General features: G+C 62.5%; 10 protein-coding genes and 3 pseudogenes. 8 read left to right on the forward strand and 5 right to left on the reverse strand.

The window, feature by feature from the left end; genetic code table 11:
* Nucleotides 1-254: 254 nt before the first annotated feature.
* The 4 genes and pseudogenes from I2456_RS24195 to I2456_RS24205 all read left to right on the forward strand — a co-directional run bounded on the left by I2456_RS24195 (nucleotide 255) and on the right by I2456_RS24205 (nucleotide 5,222).
* Nucleotides 255-1,265 carry an alpha/beta hydrolase gene (locus I2456_RS24195; protein WP_033721600.1) on the forward strand — a complete coding sequence of 337 codons (1,011 nt, stop codon included), beginning with the start codon at nucleotides 255-257 and terminating at the stop codon, nucleotides 1,263-1,265.
* Between the two features lie 82 nt (nucleotides 1,266-1,347).
* Nucleotides 1,348-1,654: pseudogene (locus I2456_RS28755) on the forward strand (TetR/AcrR family transcriptional regulator); the annotation flags it as partial.
* Between the two features lie 218 nt (nucleotides 1,655-1,872).
* Nucleotides 1,873-2,292: an MmpS family transport accessory protein gene (locus tag I2456_RS24200; RefSeq protein WP_007172563.1), complete on the forward strand. Its 420-nt coding sequence runs from the start codon at nucleotides 1,873-1,875 to the stop codon at nucleotides 2,290-2,292.
* Complete coding sequence (locus tag I2456_RS24205) at nucleotides 2,289-5,222, forward strand: MMPL/RND family transporter (RefSeq protein WP_007172562.1); 2,934 nt, start codon at nucleotides 2,289-2,291, stop codon at nucleotides 5,220-5,222. Before I2456_RS24200 ends, I2456_RS24205 begins: the two co-directional genes overlap by 4 nt.
* Nucleotides 5,223-5,272: 50 nt before the next feature.
* Here I2456_RS24205 and I2456_RS24210 read toward each other — a convergent pair.
* Nucleotides 5,273-5,429, reverse strand: a pseudogene (locus tag I2456_RS24210) (DUF5078 domain-containing protein); the annotation flags it as partial.
* 245 nt (nucleotides 5,430-5,674) lie between these two features.
* Nucleotides 5,675-6,316 (reverse strand): TetR/AcrR family transcriptional regulator, encoded by a 642-nt coding sequence (locus I2456_RS24215; RefSeq protein WP_007172204.1) that lies wholly within the window; start codon nucleotides 6,314-6,316, stop codon nucleotides 5,675-5,677.
* A gap of 804 nt (nucleotides 6,317-7,120) precedes the next feature.
* Between I2456_RS24215 and I2456_RS24220 the strand changes: the two genes are divergently transcribed.
* Together I2456_RS24220 and I2456_RS24225 are read left to right on the forward strand one after the other, a co-directional pair.
* The gene (locus I2456_RS24220) at nucleotides 7,121-10,207 is read left to right on the forward strand and encodes an MMPL/RND family transporter (protein WP_170945430.1); all 3,087 of its coding nucleotides are present in this window, start codon (nucleotides 7,121-7,123) and stop codon (nucleotides 10,205-10,207) included.
* The gene (locus tag I2456_RS24225) at nucleotides 10,204-11,100 is read left to right on the forward strand and encodes an alpha/beta fold hydrolase (RefSeq protein ID WP_033717417.1); all 897 of its coding nucleotides are present in this window, start codon (nucleotides 10,204-10,206) and stop codon (nucleotides 11,098-11,100) included. Before I2456_RS24220 ends, I2456_RS24225 begins: the two co-directional genes overlap by 4 nt.
* 114 nt (nucleotides 11,101-11,214) lie before the next feature.
* Here the strand turns inward: I2456_RS24225 and I2456_RS24230 are convergent, their stop codons facing one another.
* Entirely contained in the window at nucleotides 11,215-11,661 is a 447-nt protein-coding gene (locus tag I2456_RS24230; protein WP_007172201.1) for a DUF6188 family protein, read from the reverse strand.
* Between the two features lie 84 nt (nucleotides 11,662-11,745).
* Nucleotides 11,746-12,234 carry a TetR family transcriptional regulator gene (locus I2456_RS24235; RefSeq protein WP_241007796.1) on the reverse strand — a complete coding sequence of 163 codons (489 nt, stop codon included), beginning with the start codon at nucleotides 12,232-12,234 and terminating at the stop codon, nucleotides 11,746-11,748.
* A 542-nt stretch (nucleotides 12,235-12,776) separates the two neighbouring features.
* Here I2456_RS24235 and I2456_RS24240 point away from each other — a divergent pair.
* Nucleotides 12,777-13,376: a TetR family transcriptional regulator gene (locus tag I2456_RS24240; protein ID WP_033717415.1), complete on the forward strand. Its 600-nt coding sequence runs from the start codon at nucleotides 12,777-12,779 to the stop codon at nucleotides 13,374-13,376.
* A 159-nt stretch (nucleotides 13,377-13,535) separates the two neighbouring features.
* Here the strand turns inward: I2456_RS24240 and I2456_RS24245 are convergent, their stop codons facing one another.
* Nucleotides 13,536-14,213 (reverse strand): hypothetical protein, encoded by a 678-nt coding sequence (locus I2456_RS24245; RefSeq protein WP_174814221.1) that lies wholly within the window; start codon nucleotides 14,211-14,213, stop codon nucleotides 13,536-13,538.
* Nucleotides 14,214-14,382: 169 nt separating this feature from the next.
* Here I2456_RS24245 and I2456_RS24250 point away from each other — a divergent pair.
* Nucleotides 14,383-15,183 (forward strand): annotated as a pseudogene (locus I2456_RS24250) (IS30 family transposase); the annotation flags it as partial.
* Nucleotides 15,184-15,541 lie beyond the last annotated feature (358 nt).

A 15,541-nucleotide genomic window follows, 5' to 3' on the forward strand; every position in this document is an offset into this window, starting at 1 on the left:
AGGATCTTGAGACTTCAGCAATCCCAAGAATTCCCTGCAGGACAGGCGCTTCCGTGCATTACACGCCGTCACAACCCCCAACGACATGAAACCTCGAGGCTAGCATTGTGAAGTCGGCGATCTGGGCCCCTCCCGTCCGATCGCGAGGGGTCTGTCGAACGTGCAGACCGCTACCGTCCTCACTCCTTCGCGCGTTACAGCGGACCCCATACAGATAGTATCTAATACATGCGGTACCTGATACCGTTGGCTCTGTGAATTCGTCTGATTGGCGGGATCGGCCCGCGAGCGCCCACTTCGGCTCCATCTGCTGGCAGTCGCGCCTGCTGGCGTTATTGACGGCTATCTTCGCGCGCCCAGTGCTCGCTACCTTGACCGTCATCGGCATAGTCATCAACCGTTTCAGTCCTCACCTGTTGCAGCGTGCACGCCTTGACGTCATCGACAAACCGCTGCGCGTGGTGCCGCCACCGGCGGGAACTCAAGTGACCCCCGTCGCATTGCCACAGTGTCCGGCCGAGTGGGTGGTATTCCCGACGGCCCGCCAGTCCGACCGGGTTATCGTCTACTTCCACGGCTCGGCGCTGGTGACTTTGGGTCTCAATTCGCATCGGCGGTTTGTCGGTAAGCTCTCCCAAGAGACCGGCGCGCGGGTATTCAATGTCGGTTACCGGCTGGCCCCGCAGGCCCGCCTTGAGGATGCCGTGTCCGACGGGCTCGACGCCTACCGCTACGTTATGTCGCTCGGCTTTTCAGCGGATCGCATTGTGCTAGCAGGAGATTCGGCCGGTGGCATGGTGGCTGCCGGTACCGCACTGGCCGCCCGCGACAGCGGGCTGCCGGTGCCTGCGGGTCAGGCGCTGATGTCACCGCTGACGTCGTCGGATATGGGGCTGAAGTACCGGGCCCTCAAAGACCATCGCGACGTGATGTTTCCGTTCATGACGGTGAAGTTCCTCTATGACGTCTTCGGTACTGTCAACGGCACCCGGGCGGCGCCAGTGATGCCGTCGGAGGCCGATCTGCATGGCCTTGGCCCATTTTTGCTCCAGGTTGGCACCCACGAGATGCTGCTCAATGACACCCTCACGCTGGCCGACCGGCTGCGGGCTCACGGCGTACCAGTGTGGGTGCAGCAGTGGCACAAGGCGATGCACATGTTCCAGCTCGGTTTCGACGTCAACCCAGATGCGCTTCGCGCGGTTGAGGAGGTGGCGATGTTTATCCGTCATCTCACCACCGCGCCGGAAAAGAACAGCGCATAATCCGCCCATCGCGCAGGTCGTGGAACATAGAGCAGCCAGTAGCGCAGGGCTTCAAGTGCGGCGCGGACCAAGACGCCGGTCGCAGCACGAGGTGGACGACGAACGGGTTGTCGAGGTCAAGCGGATCAGGACCGCCGCGACGCTATCCCCGCCGACGCAATTGAGAGCTCGTTGCCTGCGCTCGGCCGTTCGGGATCACTGGATATGCTGTTGGCCGCCTACTCGCTGGTGGCCACCCTCTGGCAGACGCCAACCCGCCAGAGCGGCTCACCGATGTCTACGCAAAGGGCGCGCAAGTCGTTCCGCCCGAGTGGAATCTGGGCTTCGCGTCCGCCTTGACCCGCCTGCTGACCGCCAGGTGCATCGGCCTCATCTCTGAAACCTCATGAACAGAAAAGGAGACCAGGACGCAGTGGCTTGGCGAACTGCAACCGGTGAAAACGATGCCAACCTTGTCGATGGCCGGGAACCAGGCGAGACCGCGCAGCCTTCCGCCGGCAATGGCTTTGCGCCAAACGCTAAGTTGCGATCGATCCAGTCGAATGGGCGGTGGGGCGCCCAACTAGCGGGAGATGGTTGGCTGGGGAGGATTCACGTTGGCGCTGCGATGAAGAAAATGTGGATCGTCCTGGTCATCGTGGCGGTGGTGGCGGTAGCGGGCTTCTGCGTACTGCGGCTTCGCACCTTTTTCGGCGTCCACGACGATCAGACGATGACCAGCGGCATCGCCGATGAGATCAAGCCGTTCAATCCCAAGCGCGTGGTTTACCAGGTTTATGGTCCCCCGGGGACGGTGGCCAACATCAACTACTTGGACATCAATGCCCAGCCCCAGAAAGCTAGCAACGTGCCTTTGCCCTGGACGCTCTCGGTTACCTCGACGCTGCCCTCGGTGAGCGTCAACATCGTCGCGCAGGGCGACAGCAACCAAATCGGCTGCCGGATCATCGTGGACGAGGTGGTCAAGGACGAAAGGTCGAGTCAGGGTATGAATGCGCAAACGTTCTGCATAGTGAAGTCCGCATGACCGATGACCGGGCCGCAGGGCTGCCGCATATGCCGGTTTTCGCGCGAACGGTCCACAAACTCGCGGTGCCCGTCGTCTTTGCCTGGGTGGGGCTTGTCGTCGTCCTCAGCGTCTTGGTTCCATCGCTGGACGCGGTCGCCGAAGAACACACCGTGTCGATGAGCCCCAAGGACGCGCCGTCGATGCAAGCGATGAAGCACATCGGCAAAGTATTCAACGAATTCAACAGTGACAGTGCGGTCATGATCGTGCTGGAAGGTGACAAGCCGCTGGGCGATGAGGCCCACCATTTCTACGACCAGATCGTCCGCAAACTCGAGGCTGACACGAAACACGTCCAGCACGTCCAGGACTTCTGGGGGGATCCGCTGACGGCCGCCGGTTCGCAAAGCTCCGACGGCAAGGCCGCCTATGTGCAGGCGTATCTTGCTGGTAACCAGGGCGAGAGCCTGGCCAGCGAGTCTGTCGCGGCGGTCCGCAAGATCGTGGACAGCGTGCCTGCGCCGTCGGGGGTCAAGGCCTATGTGACCGGCGCTGGGGCGTTGATCGCCGATCAGCACTCGGCCGGACAAAAGAGCCTCCAGAAGGTCACGATCATCACCTTCGTGGTGATCATCGTGATGTTGCTGTGGGTATACCGCTCGATTATCACCGTGTTCAGCACGTTGTTCATGGTGGTGATCGAGGTGATGGCGGCTCGGGGGGTTGTCGCTTTCCTGGCCTACAACAACATCATGGGATTGTCGACCTTCGCGGTTAATATTTTGGTGCTGTTGGCCATCGCCGCTGGGACAGACTATGCGATCTTTATTCTCGGCCGATATCAAGAGGCGCGCGGCCTAGGCGAGGACCGCGAAAAAGCCTTCTACACCATGTTCCACGGAACCGCGCACGTCGTCCTTGGCTCTGGCCTGACTATTGCCGGTGCGATGTATTGCCTGAGCTTTACCCGGCTTCCGTATTTCCAGACTATGGGTATCCCTTGTGCGGTCGGGATGCTGGTCGCCGTTGCTGCCGCGCTGACCTTGGGTCCGGCGGTCCTGACCGTCGGCAGTTTCTTCAAGCTGTTCGATCCTAAGCGCAAGATGCGGACCCGGGGATGGCGACGGGTGGGCACCGCGATCGTGCGCTGGCCCGGGCCAATTCTCGCGGTGTCAGTCGCGATCGCCCTCATCGGTCTACTCGCCCTACCCGGTTATCAAACCAATTACGACAACCGGCTGTATTTACCCCCGAGCGTCCCCGCGAATATCGGCTACGCCGCCGCCGAACGGCATTTCCCCGCGTCCCGGATGAATCCGGAATTGTTGATGATCGAGACCGATCACGACATGCGCAACCCGGCGGGCATGCTGGTGTTGGACCGGATCGCCAGGGGGGTCTTCCACATCCCGGGTGTCGCGCGCGTCCAGGCGATCACCCGGCCGCTGGGAACGCCGATCGAGCACACCTCAATCCCGTTCCAGATCAGCATGCAAAACACCACGCAGGTCGAAAACCAGCAGTACATGCACCAGCGCATGGACGACATGCTCAAGCAGGCCGACGCGATGCAACAGTCCATCGACACCATGCAGCGCATGTACAACATCACCTCGCAGATGGCCGCGGTCACCCACCACATGGACGGCCTCACGCATGAAATGTTGGATGTCACAAACACATTGCGCGACAACATCGCCAACTTCGATGATTTCTTCCGGCCGATTCGCAGCTACTTCTACTGGGAAAAGCACTGCTTCGACATCCCGGGCTGCTGGTCGCTGCGATCCCTCTTCGACGCGCTCGACGGTCTGGATCAGATCACCGAAAAATTCACCTATCTTGCCGGCGACATATCTCAGCTGGACGCCTTGATGCCGCAGATGCTGGCGCAGATGCCGCCCATGATCGCCACCATGACGACCATGAAGCAAATGATGCTGACCATGCACAGCTCGATGTCGTCGCTGTATGACCAGATGGACGTGATGAGCCAAAACTCGACCGCCATGGGCCAGGCCTTCGACGCCGCCAAGAACGACGACTCGTTCTACATCCCGCCGGAAGTCTTCGACAACCCCGACTTCAAGCGCGGTCTGAAGATGTTCCTGTCGCCGGACGGGCACGCGGCCCGCTTCATCATCTCCCATGAAGGGGATCCCGCGACCCCGGAAGGCATTTCGCACGTCGAGCCGATCAAGAACGCAGCCAAGGAAGCCATCAAGGGAACTCCGCTGGAGGGCGCCAAGATCTACCTTGCCGGCACCGCCGCGGTCTACAAGGACATGCGCGACGGCTCCAAATACGACCTGATGATCGCGGCAATAGCTGCGGCCAGCCTGATTTTGATCATCATGCTGATCATCACCCGAAGCCTGGTCGCCGCGGTCACCATCGTGGGCACGGTGCTGATCTCGTTGGGCGCCTCGTTCGGACTGTCCGTGCTGGTGTGGCAGGACATCATCGGCTTCAAACTGCACTGGATGGTGCTGGCGATGTCCATCATCTTGATGCTGGCCGTCGGATCCGACTACAACCTGCTGCTGGTGTCCCGTTTCAAAGAAGAAATCGGTGCCGGTTTGAAAACCGGAATCATCCGCTCGATGGCCGGCACCGGTGCGGTGGTGACGTCTGCGGGCCTGGTCTTCGCCGCCACCATGGCCTCGTTCATATTCAGCGATTTGAAAGTCGTCGGGCAGGTCGGCACCACCATCGGCCTGGGTCTGCTGTTCGACACCCTGATCGTGCGCTCATTCATGATGCCGTCCGTCGCCGCGCTGCTGGGGCGCTGGTTCTGGTGGCCGCAGCAGGTACGCACTCGCCCGGCCAGCCAGCTACTTCGGCCCTACGGGCCACGTTCGGCGGTTCGCGCCTACCTGCTGCCCCGGCAAGATGACCCGCAGTCGGCGACCACCGACCGGTTCCCGGCGGCCTCACCGCACTACTAAGGCATTGCTGAGGTGCATGCAGTCCCGACCGCGGCGGGACTAGGGCGGGGTTAGCTCCAGTTCCAGACCGACATTTCCCCGGGGAAGGTAGTTGTTGCACACGTGGGTGGACTTGGCGACAACGCCCTTGTTGTTGCAGAAGATCTTCATGTGATTGGGCCACGCGAACCAAAGCGGATCGCCGTAGACAGCCTCGGAGAACACGCGAGTTTTGCAACATCCAACGCACCTTTCTCAATAGCGCCCGACGGTCGCTAAGACATCGACCTAAACGCCTACTTTCTGCTGCACCCCGCACCAGAAGACACTTCGGCGACATAGGCCCGCTGGTGACGTTGGCGGTTGGTCTATAGGGAAACCATCAAAGACCTCACCGTCGAGCATGAAGTCCTGAAGTCTTGGAGGACAAAGTGAAGCGGCTGCTGCGGAAAGAGGGGTTTGCGGACGGTGGCCTACGATGCGGGCTCATCGGCCTTGCGGCGGTGCGCGGCGAGGAAGTCATCGACGATGCGCTCACAGTCTTGACGATCGATGGCACGCAGCCCGGTGAGTCGGGCAAACGCCACTGGCCCGACGAGTTGACACAGGATGAGCTCCGGGTCGAAATCGTCGAGGTCGGCGCGGGCTTCGGGGCTTTGCAACAGGGCATCGAATGGCTGGCGATACTGGTCGATGATCCGTGTGCGCAGCGCGTGCCGGTCGTGGGTTTCCTGGGTGCCGTTTGGTGTGCGGCCAAGCGCGACCCAGGCCAGGGTGGTGACGTGCAGCGGTGCCTCCTGGAACAGCGTGGCCTGTCGGCTCAACAGTTCGATGAGTTGGTCGCGCAACGATCCCGTCTCCGGTGCAGGGTGGACCTGCGGCAGCAGCCTTTCAAATGTGGCGGCAAGCAGTTGAGTGGAGCTGCTGAAGTGGCGATACAGGGTCGTGCGCGCGACTTTGGAGGCTTTGGTGACCGCGTCGATGGTGACGGCTTCGATGCCGCCGGCGCTCAGGAGTTTGGTGGCCGCATCCAATAGCCGGGTTCGTGAGCGCAACAGGCGCGGGTCGACGTCATCATCGTCGTCGACCGGGAATTCCAGGGTGTCGCGCTCCATGTAGTCACCGTAAACCTCGCGCGTAGCTGGCCGGCACCGAATCGCGGCTGCATCGGTCGATTGATTCGACCCCTAGACGGCTACGCTACTACTAGTAGCGTAGCGATACCACTAGTACACTTGTCTGTAAGGGTCTGTGGGGCGAAGGAGGACGCATGATCGGGCAGCGGGTCGGACGATCCCTGGTTGAGCAGCTCCAGGGCGCGGCCACCACAGGCCGGTTCGTGTGGCGGACGAACGAACTCTGCCGGCGGGCGCGAGGGGGAATCGCACAGACGGGCGGGGCTGGTCGGCGATGAATGTGCCGCTTGGGCTAACCAAGACGCATGTGTGGGCGCGGGGGGTTCGCGATTTCAGGCTGGTCCGCCGCGGTATCACTCGGCGCCTACACCGACAGCCGCCGGTTGATGACCGCGGCCGCGTTCGTCCCCGTCACTACCCTCCTCGCTCCTGCTCCTACTTGGACGACGAGTTGATGAACCGGGAAATGTATGACCACGTGCGCGACGAGCCGATCAGGTTGATCTCCCGGCTGGGATTTCGCCTGCGCCGTTCATGAAGCGGTCACTGTTTCGGAGTCGGTGCATCGTCATTGTCAAACCGCCTGTGCGCAAAGGGATCACGTGTCGCTGTACCGGACATGCTGGACCGTCGACGGCGCGTTGGTCACCGCCTGAAGCGGCTGGTTGCGCGGCGGCGATCAGAGAGCTTCGGACACCGGTGGCGGTTTCGCCGGGCAGGTAGAAGGGTACTGGTAGTACTGTTGCGATACCGTTGATTTCTTTCGAAGTAGCGGGGCGGGGGATGGCAGACAACGGGTGGGTCTCTTCGGGCGTGGCGACCTTGAGTCGCCCTGTTCGGGAGCGACTTCAAAAGGTTGCGGCCGGTGAGGGCGCGTACAGCGATCGGCTAGCGCGCTTGGCGGGTTTCAGTATCCGACATAAGGTGCTGATCATCGGCATGTGGGTGGTGAGCGCCGCTGCCCTGGCGGTGCTGTTCCCGCAGCTGGAAACCGTTGTTAGACAGCAGTCAGTGAATCTCATACCGCGCGATGCGCCATCGCTTCAGACGGTAGACCGCATGGGCGCGGCCTTCGGCGAGCAGGGATCCAAGACGACGATATTTGTCGCGATGGAGGATCCGGCGGGCCTGACTGCGCCGGTGCGCGGACGCTACAACGCGATGATTTCCCGGTTGCGTGCCGATTCGGAGCATGTGCGCTTGGTTCAAGACTTGTTGGCCGACCCAGTCACCGCAAGCCAGGCAGTCAGCCAAGACGGCAAAGCCTGGTATGTGCCGGTGGGAGTGGCCGGAACGCTGGGCGATCTCAAAGCTGCCGAATCGGTCCAGGCGGTCCGCACGATCGCCGCCCAGGCATTCAGCGGCTCACCCACCGATGTTCGCGTCACCGGGCCCCCGGCCACCTTCCGCGATCAAATCGCTTCGGCCGAAGAGGATTTGGTTGTCATCTCGGTCGCGACAGTAGGCCTGATCGCGATGATTTTGCTGGTCGTGTATCGGTCGGTGTTTACCGCCTTGCTGCCGCTGCTGGTCATCGGCGTGAGCCTGGCGGTGGGGCGCGGAGTGCTATCAGCGTTGGGCGAATCGGGCATGCCGGTGTCGCAGTTCACCATCGCCTTCATGACGGTGATCTTGCTGGGTGCCGGCACCGATTATTCGGTGTTCTTGATCAGTCGATATCACGAGCAGCGACGCCAAAACGTCCCGCCGGATCTGTCGGTGATCAACGCGACCGCCACCATCGGGCGCGTGATTTTGGCTTCGGCCGCCACCGTGGCGTTTGCGTTTCTGGCCATGGTGTTCGCGAAGTTGAGCGTGTTCGCCGCGTTGGGTCCCGCGTGCGCAATCGCCGTCTTTGTCGGGTTTGCGGCCACGGTGACTTTATTTCCCCCGGTGTTGGCGCTGGCGGCCAAACGCGGCATCGGTGAACCCAAGGCCGACCGCACACGCCGCTACTGGAACTGGATCGCCGTGGCCGTGGTGCGTCGACCCGTTCCACTGCTGGTCGCCAGTCTGGCCCTGGTGCTAGGCCTGGCGGCCGTCGCGCTGACTATGCACATCAGCTACGACGATCGCCAAGGACAGCCGGCGACCACCGCCAGCAATGAGGGGTATCACCTGCTGGACCGCCACTTTCGCAAGGACGTCATCATCACCGAATTCATGCTGGTTGAATCGCCCACTGATATGCGCACCAGCAAGGCCCTGGCCGACCTGGATGAAATGGCGTCTCGGGTCTCGCAACTGCCTGGTGTCACCAAGGTCTCCGGTGTCACCCGGCCCACGGGCGCACGCCTGGACCAGGCTCAACTGTCGTGGCAAAACGGCCAGATCGGTAACAAGATGGCCGGCGCGGTCGCCAAGGGAGACGCCCATAAGGATGACCTGGCCAAACTCACCCACGGCGCCGACCAACTCGCCGGCGGTCTCGCGCAACTGGACACCACCTTGCGCACCGCGTTGACACCGTTGACCGGGATCCTCACTCAGGCCCAGTCGAGTGGATCCCAAGTCCAGCGGTTCCGTCCGCTGCTACAGCAGCTTTCGGCTACCGCCCCTGCCGTCGACCAAGCCATCCGAACCGGTCCGGGGCTGCGTCAGCAAGCCGACCAAGCCCAAAACGCAATCGCCGCCATCGACCCGCTCGTCGGTGCGCTCAACACCTCCCCATGGTGTGCGACCACACCGGAATGCGCCCAACTCCGCGACCAGGTGCAGATCCTGGTGACCCTGCGCCATACCGGCTTCTTCAACCAGCTTGCCAACCTCGGCGACCTGTACCAGCCCGGCAGCGACACCGCGGCCGGCACCGTGGCCGACGTCCAAAACGCAATCACGTCGCTGGACAAGGCTTTCGGAGCACTCGGCGACCCTGCCGACCTGGCCGGCAACATCCGCCGCCTCCAAAGCGGCATCAGCCAACTCGCCTCCGGCGCACAGGCCCTCGCCACCGGCGTGCACACCCTGGCCGACAGCAACATCGAAATGCTGTCGGGCATGAGCCAAATCGCCACCCAACTGCAGAATTCCGCACGAACCACCGCCGGCTCAGACAACGCCAGCGGCTTCTACCTTCCCACCAATGCCTTCGAGAACCGCCAATTCGCCGACGTCGCAAAGCATTTCCTGTCGCCCGACGGCAAAACCGCGCGTTTCGCCATCGAATCCAGTTACGACCCCTACAGCAGCGACGCGATGAACCTCGCCCACAAAATCACCGAGATCGCCGATGCCGCACGACCCAACACCTCGCTGGCCAACGCCACGGTGTCGATGGCCGGATTCCCCGCCGTCAACTCCGACATCCAACGCCTGCTTTCCGCCGACTTTCATCAGCTGGCCTTTGCGACCCTCGTCATCGTCGGCCTCATCTTGGTCGTATTGCTGCGCGCCCTGGTCGCCCCGCTCTACCTGTTGGGTACCGTCGTGCTCAACTACGGCGCCGCGCTCGGACTGGGAACCCTCGTCTTTCAATATGGCCTCGGCAAGGAAATCGCCTGGCCCGTACCGCTTCTAGCGTTCATAATCCTGGTGGCCGTCGGCGCCGACTACAACATGCTGCTCATCTCGCGACTACGCGAAGAATCGACCCACAACATTCGCGTCGGCGTCCTGCGAACCGTCGCAAATACCGGCTCAGTCATCACTTCGGCCGGGCTCATCTTCGCCGCCAGCATGTTCGGCCTGATCGTCGGCTCCATCGCGATCATGATCCAAGCCGGGTTCATCATTGGCTGCGGCCTACTTCTGGATACCTTCGTCGTTCGCACGCTCACGGTTCCCGCGATCGCCACACTGCTGCGCGAAGCGAGCTGGTGGCCGCAACGGAAACCCCTGACTCACAACGGCCGACCACATCGGACCACATGACAATTAGCCAGGAGCGCATCCGCACCAGCGACGGGATCACTCTCGTGGCCGACTGCTACCGGCACGCCGCGACTCGCCCCGTCGTGCTGCTCCTCCATGGCGGCGGTCAGAACCGTCACGCGTGGGCCACCACCGCTCGTCGACTCCATTCCCACGGCTACACCGTCGTCGCCTACGACACACGAGGTCACGGCGACAGCGACTGGGACCCGATCGGACAATACGACGTCGAACGGTTCGTATCCGATCTGATCTCGGTACGAGGACACGTCAGCGCCGACAGTCCCCCCGCCGTCGTCGGCGCGTCGCTGGGTGGGCTGATCATCCTCGCTACCCATCTGCTGGCCCCACCCGACCTCTGGGCAGCCGTTGTCCTGGTCGACATCACCCCGCGGATCGAATTTCATGGAGCCCGTCGCGTCGTGTCATTCATGGCCGCCCACCCCGACGGATTCGGCTCACTCAATGACGCCGCCGACATCATCGCCGAATACAACCCCCGGCGCGCGCGACCCGAAAATCTCGACGGCCTGCACAAGGTCCTGCGGCAACGTAGCGACGGACGATGGATCTGGCGCTGGGACCCAGCGTTCATCAGCTCCAACTTCGATGTCCTGCAAGGCAATCTCATGACAGGCAGCGAGGAGTTCGACGCCATCAGCGGATTTCTCGCCGAAGGAGCACGTCGAATCACGGCCCCAACGCTGTTAGTACGCGGCGCACTGTCAGACGTAGTCTCCCAGGAAACCGTCAACGAATTCCTCCAGCTCGTCCCGCACGCCGAAACGACGGACGTCACCGGCACCGGTCACATGGTTGCCGGCGACAACAACGACGCGTTTACCGCCGCGGTCACCGACTTCCTCGACCGCACCACAAGGACCCCGACGTAAGCATCCAGCGAACCTGCACCCGCCCCGGCTGACACGTCGGACACCCATCGAGATGGCTCGATCTATCGTTCGCACGCCTTCGGCGCTTGTGCCGTCCTGTCGCCAGGCGCGCGGCTACTGATGCGCCATGGCCACTGATTGTGTTGCGTCTAAGTCATTCTCGTCAACAGGAAGGTCGTGCCGAATCACCCGGACTCGACCCCGCGGCAGACACGCCATGTAGCCGTGGCACTTGCCATAGAGCTCCCACGAAGTCGCCGCCGCATCCGGGTCGACATCGATGCGGTGGCCGCGGGAGAAACACAGATGCAGCGCACCGTCGTCGTCGCACCAGGCACGCGTGCAGATCGCTCCGGCCAGGTCCAACAGTGGCCGCTCCTCGGCCGAAAGATTGATAGGGTCGATCAACACTTCTTCCTCAGGCCAGCCTGCTGCCGGAGGGAGGGTCAGCCGCATCGGTCGGGAAATCACCAGCTGGTTGTGATCGTCCAGGTCGACTACCAGCCCTTCGTGCAGCGAGACTCGTTGCACGGTGCACTGCTCGATCCATTGCGTGTACATAACAACTCCCTTCGACGCACCGGCGAGTCACCTACCTATGCTACCGCTAGTAGCGCACCGATACTATTAGTATTGCTATGCGCTCTAGCTCGCGTTCCACGCAGCAAGAATGCGCTGCAGACCTCGATCAATGCGCTCGCGCGCCTCCGCTGCTGTCGCCCGTCCGACGACGAAAGCCATTAGATTGGCCAGCCAGATATCTGCGATGACTCCGGCGATCTGTCGCTCGCAAGCTCCCTGCGTCGGCCCACCAACCGTGCGCGCCAGCATGCTTTCGACGACGTCGGCGGCGTGTTGCACTGTCAAGGCTTCGTCTGTGCCCGCCATAACGAATGCCCGAACCACGGCCTCGGTGAGCTGCAGGTTTTGCTGCCACTCGTCGTGGAGCCGCGCTGTCAACGATCCCAGTCGGTCACTCGGGGAAGCGGCGCACGTGCTCCAGTCGCGTTCCTGATTCACCCGCTCGAACTCACGGGCGAGCAGCGTCACCAGCAGGTCGGTCTTCGACGCGAAATGGTCATACAGTGACCCGACAGTGATGCCAGCTTGCTTGGCCACCGTCTTGAGACGCACGGCCTTGAAACCGCCCGCCGTTGCGACCGCTCGGGCAGCATCGAGGATTGCGGTGCTGCCCCCGGTACCGGTCTCGGAATCTGGCGCCGCGCGGAACGGTACGTCAACCGACACTACGACTTCACTTCGGGGATAGACCTTTCGACGAGGAGGTGGCGGGATGACATTCCTCAAATCCCCCTTCGGGGAAGACGATGTCTTTGCAGACCGTTGGATATGCGTGCAGCCGCAAGCGCAACTGCAAGAGCCGCGAGTGCGGTAAACGGGGCTAGCACGAGCGTACTGGTGACACAGCCATGAGTGGGTACTGAAGCTGTGCCGTCCAGACCGCGGTGCGAAACGCGGACCCGATCGGCGGACGCTTCCGGGCGCACTCGGCAGCGAATACTCATGCGGGTAGCCGCAATTCCCCACGCAACCCACGGCACCCGACGCTGCGACACCGGCAAGGAAATACCCCCAGTACTTTCGGTTTCGCTACGCTACTGTTCGTACCATAGCTCATAATGCAGTTGGAATGTCACATTGACGAAGGTGATGGCATGCCGTCAGCAAACATCCGCTCGTTACGGGACCGACGCCGCGCCGAGTTGATCTCCGAGATCCAGAACACCGCACACCAGCTTTTCGCCGAACGCGGATTCGCTGCCGTGACAACCGAGGACATCGCGGCCGCGGCCGGAATCTCGATCAGTACCTACTTCCGCTACGCACCCACCAAGGAAGACCTGCTTGTCGCACCCGTCCGGCAAACGGTCGCCGAAATCGTTGCGTCCTACCGCGCCCAGCCGTCCGATGCATCAGCAACCGAAACTCTGATGCGTCTGCTTATCGAAACCGCTTGGGACAAAGCAAATCAGAATCTGCAATACTGGCGAGAAGCCATCCGGACCGCCCCCCACCTACTGGGCGAATCGGCGCTGATCAGCGAGAACGATAACCACCGGCTCATCGAACTGGTCGCTACGCATATGGACGTCGACGCGGTGACCGACATCCGCCCCTCGCTGCTGGTCCACACGGGTTTGGCCACTGCACAATTCATACTTCGGCGCTGGCTTAGCACGGACACCAAAACGAGTCCACCGCTCCACATTCAACTGGAACAAGCCTTGAGAATCACACTAGCCGGATTCGACTAATCGCGGACCGCGATGAACCATCGCGCTCGGCGGCAGCCGCGGCCGTTGCCACGTCCACAGCCCGGAGGACCCGGCCGGTAACCCGAAACCCCACACCATATTTGTAACGGCAACCACCGGTGATCAAATGGGCTAACCCTAGTGGGGCAGGCGCAATTGCTAGGTAGAGCCCGCTTTTCGGGTGGCAAGATACTGATTCCAGTCGCGTTTGGCATATGCCGCCCAGCGGGTCGCGGTGACGATATCGATGGCGAGTAGGTCGGCCAGAACTGCGCCCGGTAACTCGGCTGCCATTGTGATGAGGCCGGTGTTGCGACCGCCTCGGATTGTCAGGCCGCTATGTTTGAGTCGCTTGCCGAACACGCCCGAGTTGACTGGGCGGTCTGGTGTTCGTCCGGGAAACAGGAGCCGGTCCGGTGTTGAGGGTTCGGGCAGGGTCGAGCGCCGGGTTGGACGCGGCAGTTGTGCGAGCAGTTGGGCGAGCTTAGGAGGCAGCACCATTTCGTGGTCGCGCAGGGTGAGGTAGGTGTGGCCGTCCTGGGTGTGTATCTGGTTCTGTCGTAACCCGAGTACTCGCATGGTGGTGATTCCGTACAGCAGGATGAGCGCACCACTGGCGCGCACATCGATGTCAATGGTGTTGTCGTTGAGGCATCGGCGGAGTTGCTCGAGGTGCGTGGCTTCGTCGATGAACACCGAGGGCGGGCTGGGTCGGTTGGCCGGCGCGGAGGCGCCGTGGGTGATGCGACGCTGAGTTGTCCAGTGCAGGAAGGGCCGGATCTCTCGGTGTCGCCAGGTGCCGTGGGCCAACCAGTTGTCGATGTCTGCTTGGTCCATGGTGGCGAGGGTGCGTCCCCGGGTCTCGAGCCAAGCGAGGAATTCCAGTGCGACGCACACCTGGCGGCGAATGCGTGCTGCCCCGGTGTCGGCGTCGTCTGAAAACTGACCCCGTGTCCCCGGGTGGTTTCTAGGGGCGGTCGCAACACTTCTCTAGGTTCTGGAGGTTGTGTTGTCATCGTCGCGTCGCGTGAAAAAAGGCCCGGGCCGACGGCCACAGTCCGCCAAGCGTGAGCGATTTACGGAGCTGCGCGCCCGGGGCTGGTCCATCTTGGCGGCGGGTCGTGAAGTCGGTGTGTCCCGTACCGCAGCAAACAATTGGGCAAGGGGGTACAAAACCTATCGGCGTGGCGAGGCCGTGGGATTCGTGCCCGCACTCGATCGTTTGGCTGTGCGCCAGATCAGCGATCGCTATCTATCCGAAGAGGAGCGGATCGGCATCGCCGATCTGCGCCGCACGGGCATGGGTGTTCGGCAGATCGCCACCACGCTTGGCCGGGCACCATCGACCGTATCGAGGGAGTTGCGCCGCAACAGCCGCCGCGACGGCCAGTACCGGCCGTTTGAAGCCCACCGCTGGGCGGTTCAGCGCAGAGCGCGTCGTCACCAGCGGCGGGTCGACAAGAATCCCGCCCTGTGTGACCTGATCGCCGAGCTCCTCGCTCAACGGTGGAGCCCGCAGCAGATCGCCCGACACTTGCGGCGCGAATACCCCGAGGACCGATTGATGTGGTTGTGCCACGAAAGCATCTACCGGGCTGTGTACCAACCCCATTCGCGCTTGATACGGCCGCCACAGGTCAGGTCGTCACACCGGGGTCCGTTGCGCACTGGCAGGACCCATCGCCGCGCGCACCAGCGGCCGGGTCGGCGGCGTCCGAGGTTCGCCCAGCCGATGTTGTCGATCCATCAGCGGCCATTCGCTCCCGCCGACCGCAGCCAGCCGGGGCATTGGGAAGGTGACCTCGTGCGCCACGAGGCGCTGTGTGACCGAGCGGAGGTGAGAGACCTGCGCCGTTGTGCTGTCGCAGCAGCGTAACGAAGCTGGGGGCAGCCTGGACCGGGAGACGCCGGCGAGGGTGGTAAGCAGCCCCGACAACGACGGGACAGGCCGGCACTACCGGATGGCCTGGGTCCGGCAAGCATGAGGAGAAGGTGTACGCGAGGAACCAGTGTTTTAACGCCTCTCAAGTCTCCCGCCAGCTCTAACCCGGTGGATTCGGGCTGGTCTGCGATGCGCACCAACACCACTGGCGTCTCGGTGTTGGGAACTCCGGCTGCGGTTTAGGTCGCTGCCGCTGGAGGCCACGGTGAATGCCTGCGGCGTA

This window comes from Mycobacterium kubicae (genome assembly GCF_015689175.1).
Taxonomy (GTDB): Bacteria; Actinomycetota; Actinomycetes; order Mycobacteriales; family Mycobacteriaceae; genus Mycobacterium; species Mycobacterium kubicae.

Excerpts from the sequence above, each read along its gene's own strand:
- I2456_RS24240 (WP_033717415.1), top strand. The coding sequence starts at position 12,777 with ATGCCGTCAGCAAACATCCGCTCGTTACGGGACCGACGCCGCGCCGAG.
- I2456_RS24225 (WP_033717417.1), top strand. The coding sequence starts at position 10,204 with ATGACAATTAGCCAGGAGCGCATCCGCACCAGCGACGGGATCACTCTC.
- I2456_RS24230 (WP_007172201.1), bottom strand. The coding sequence starts at position 11,661 with ATGTACACGCAATGGATCGAGCAGTGCACCGTGCAACGAGTCTCGCTG.
- I2456_RS24220 (WP_170945430.1), top strand. The coding sequence starts at position 7,121 with ATGGCAGACAACGGGTGGGTCTCTTCGGGCGTGGCGACCTTGAGTCGC.
- I2456_RS24200 (WP_007172563.1), top strand. The coding sequence starts at position 1,873 with ATGAAGAAAATGTGGATCGTCCTGGTCATCGTGGCGGTGGTGGCGGTA.
- I2456_RS24215 (WP_007172204.1), bottom strand. The coding sequence starts at position 6,316 with ATGGAGCGCGACACCCTGGAATTCCCGGTCGACGACGATGATGACGTC.
- I2456_RS24205 (WP_007172562.1), top strand. The coding sequence starts at position 2,289 with ATGACCGATGACCGGGCCGCAGGGCTGCCGCATATGCCGGTTTTCGCG.
- I2456_RS24245 (WP_174814221.1), bottom strand. The coding sequence starts at position 14,213 with ATGGACCAAGCAGACATCGACAACTGGTTGGCCCACGGCACCTGGCGA.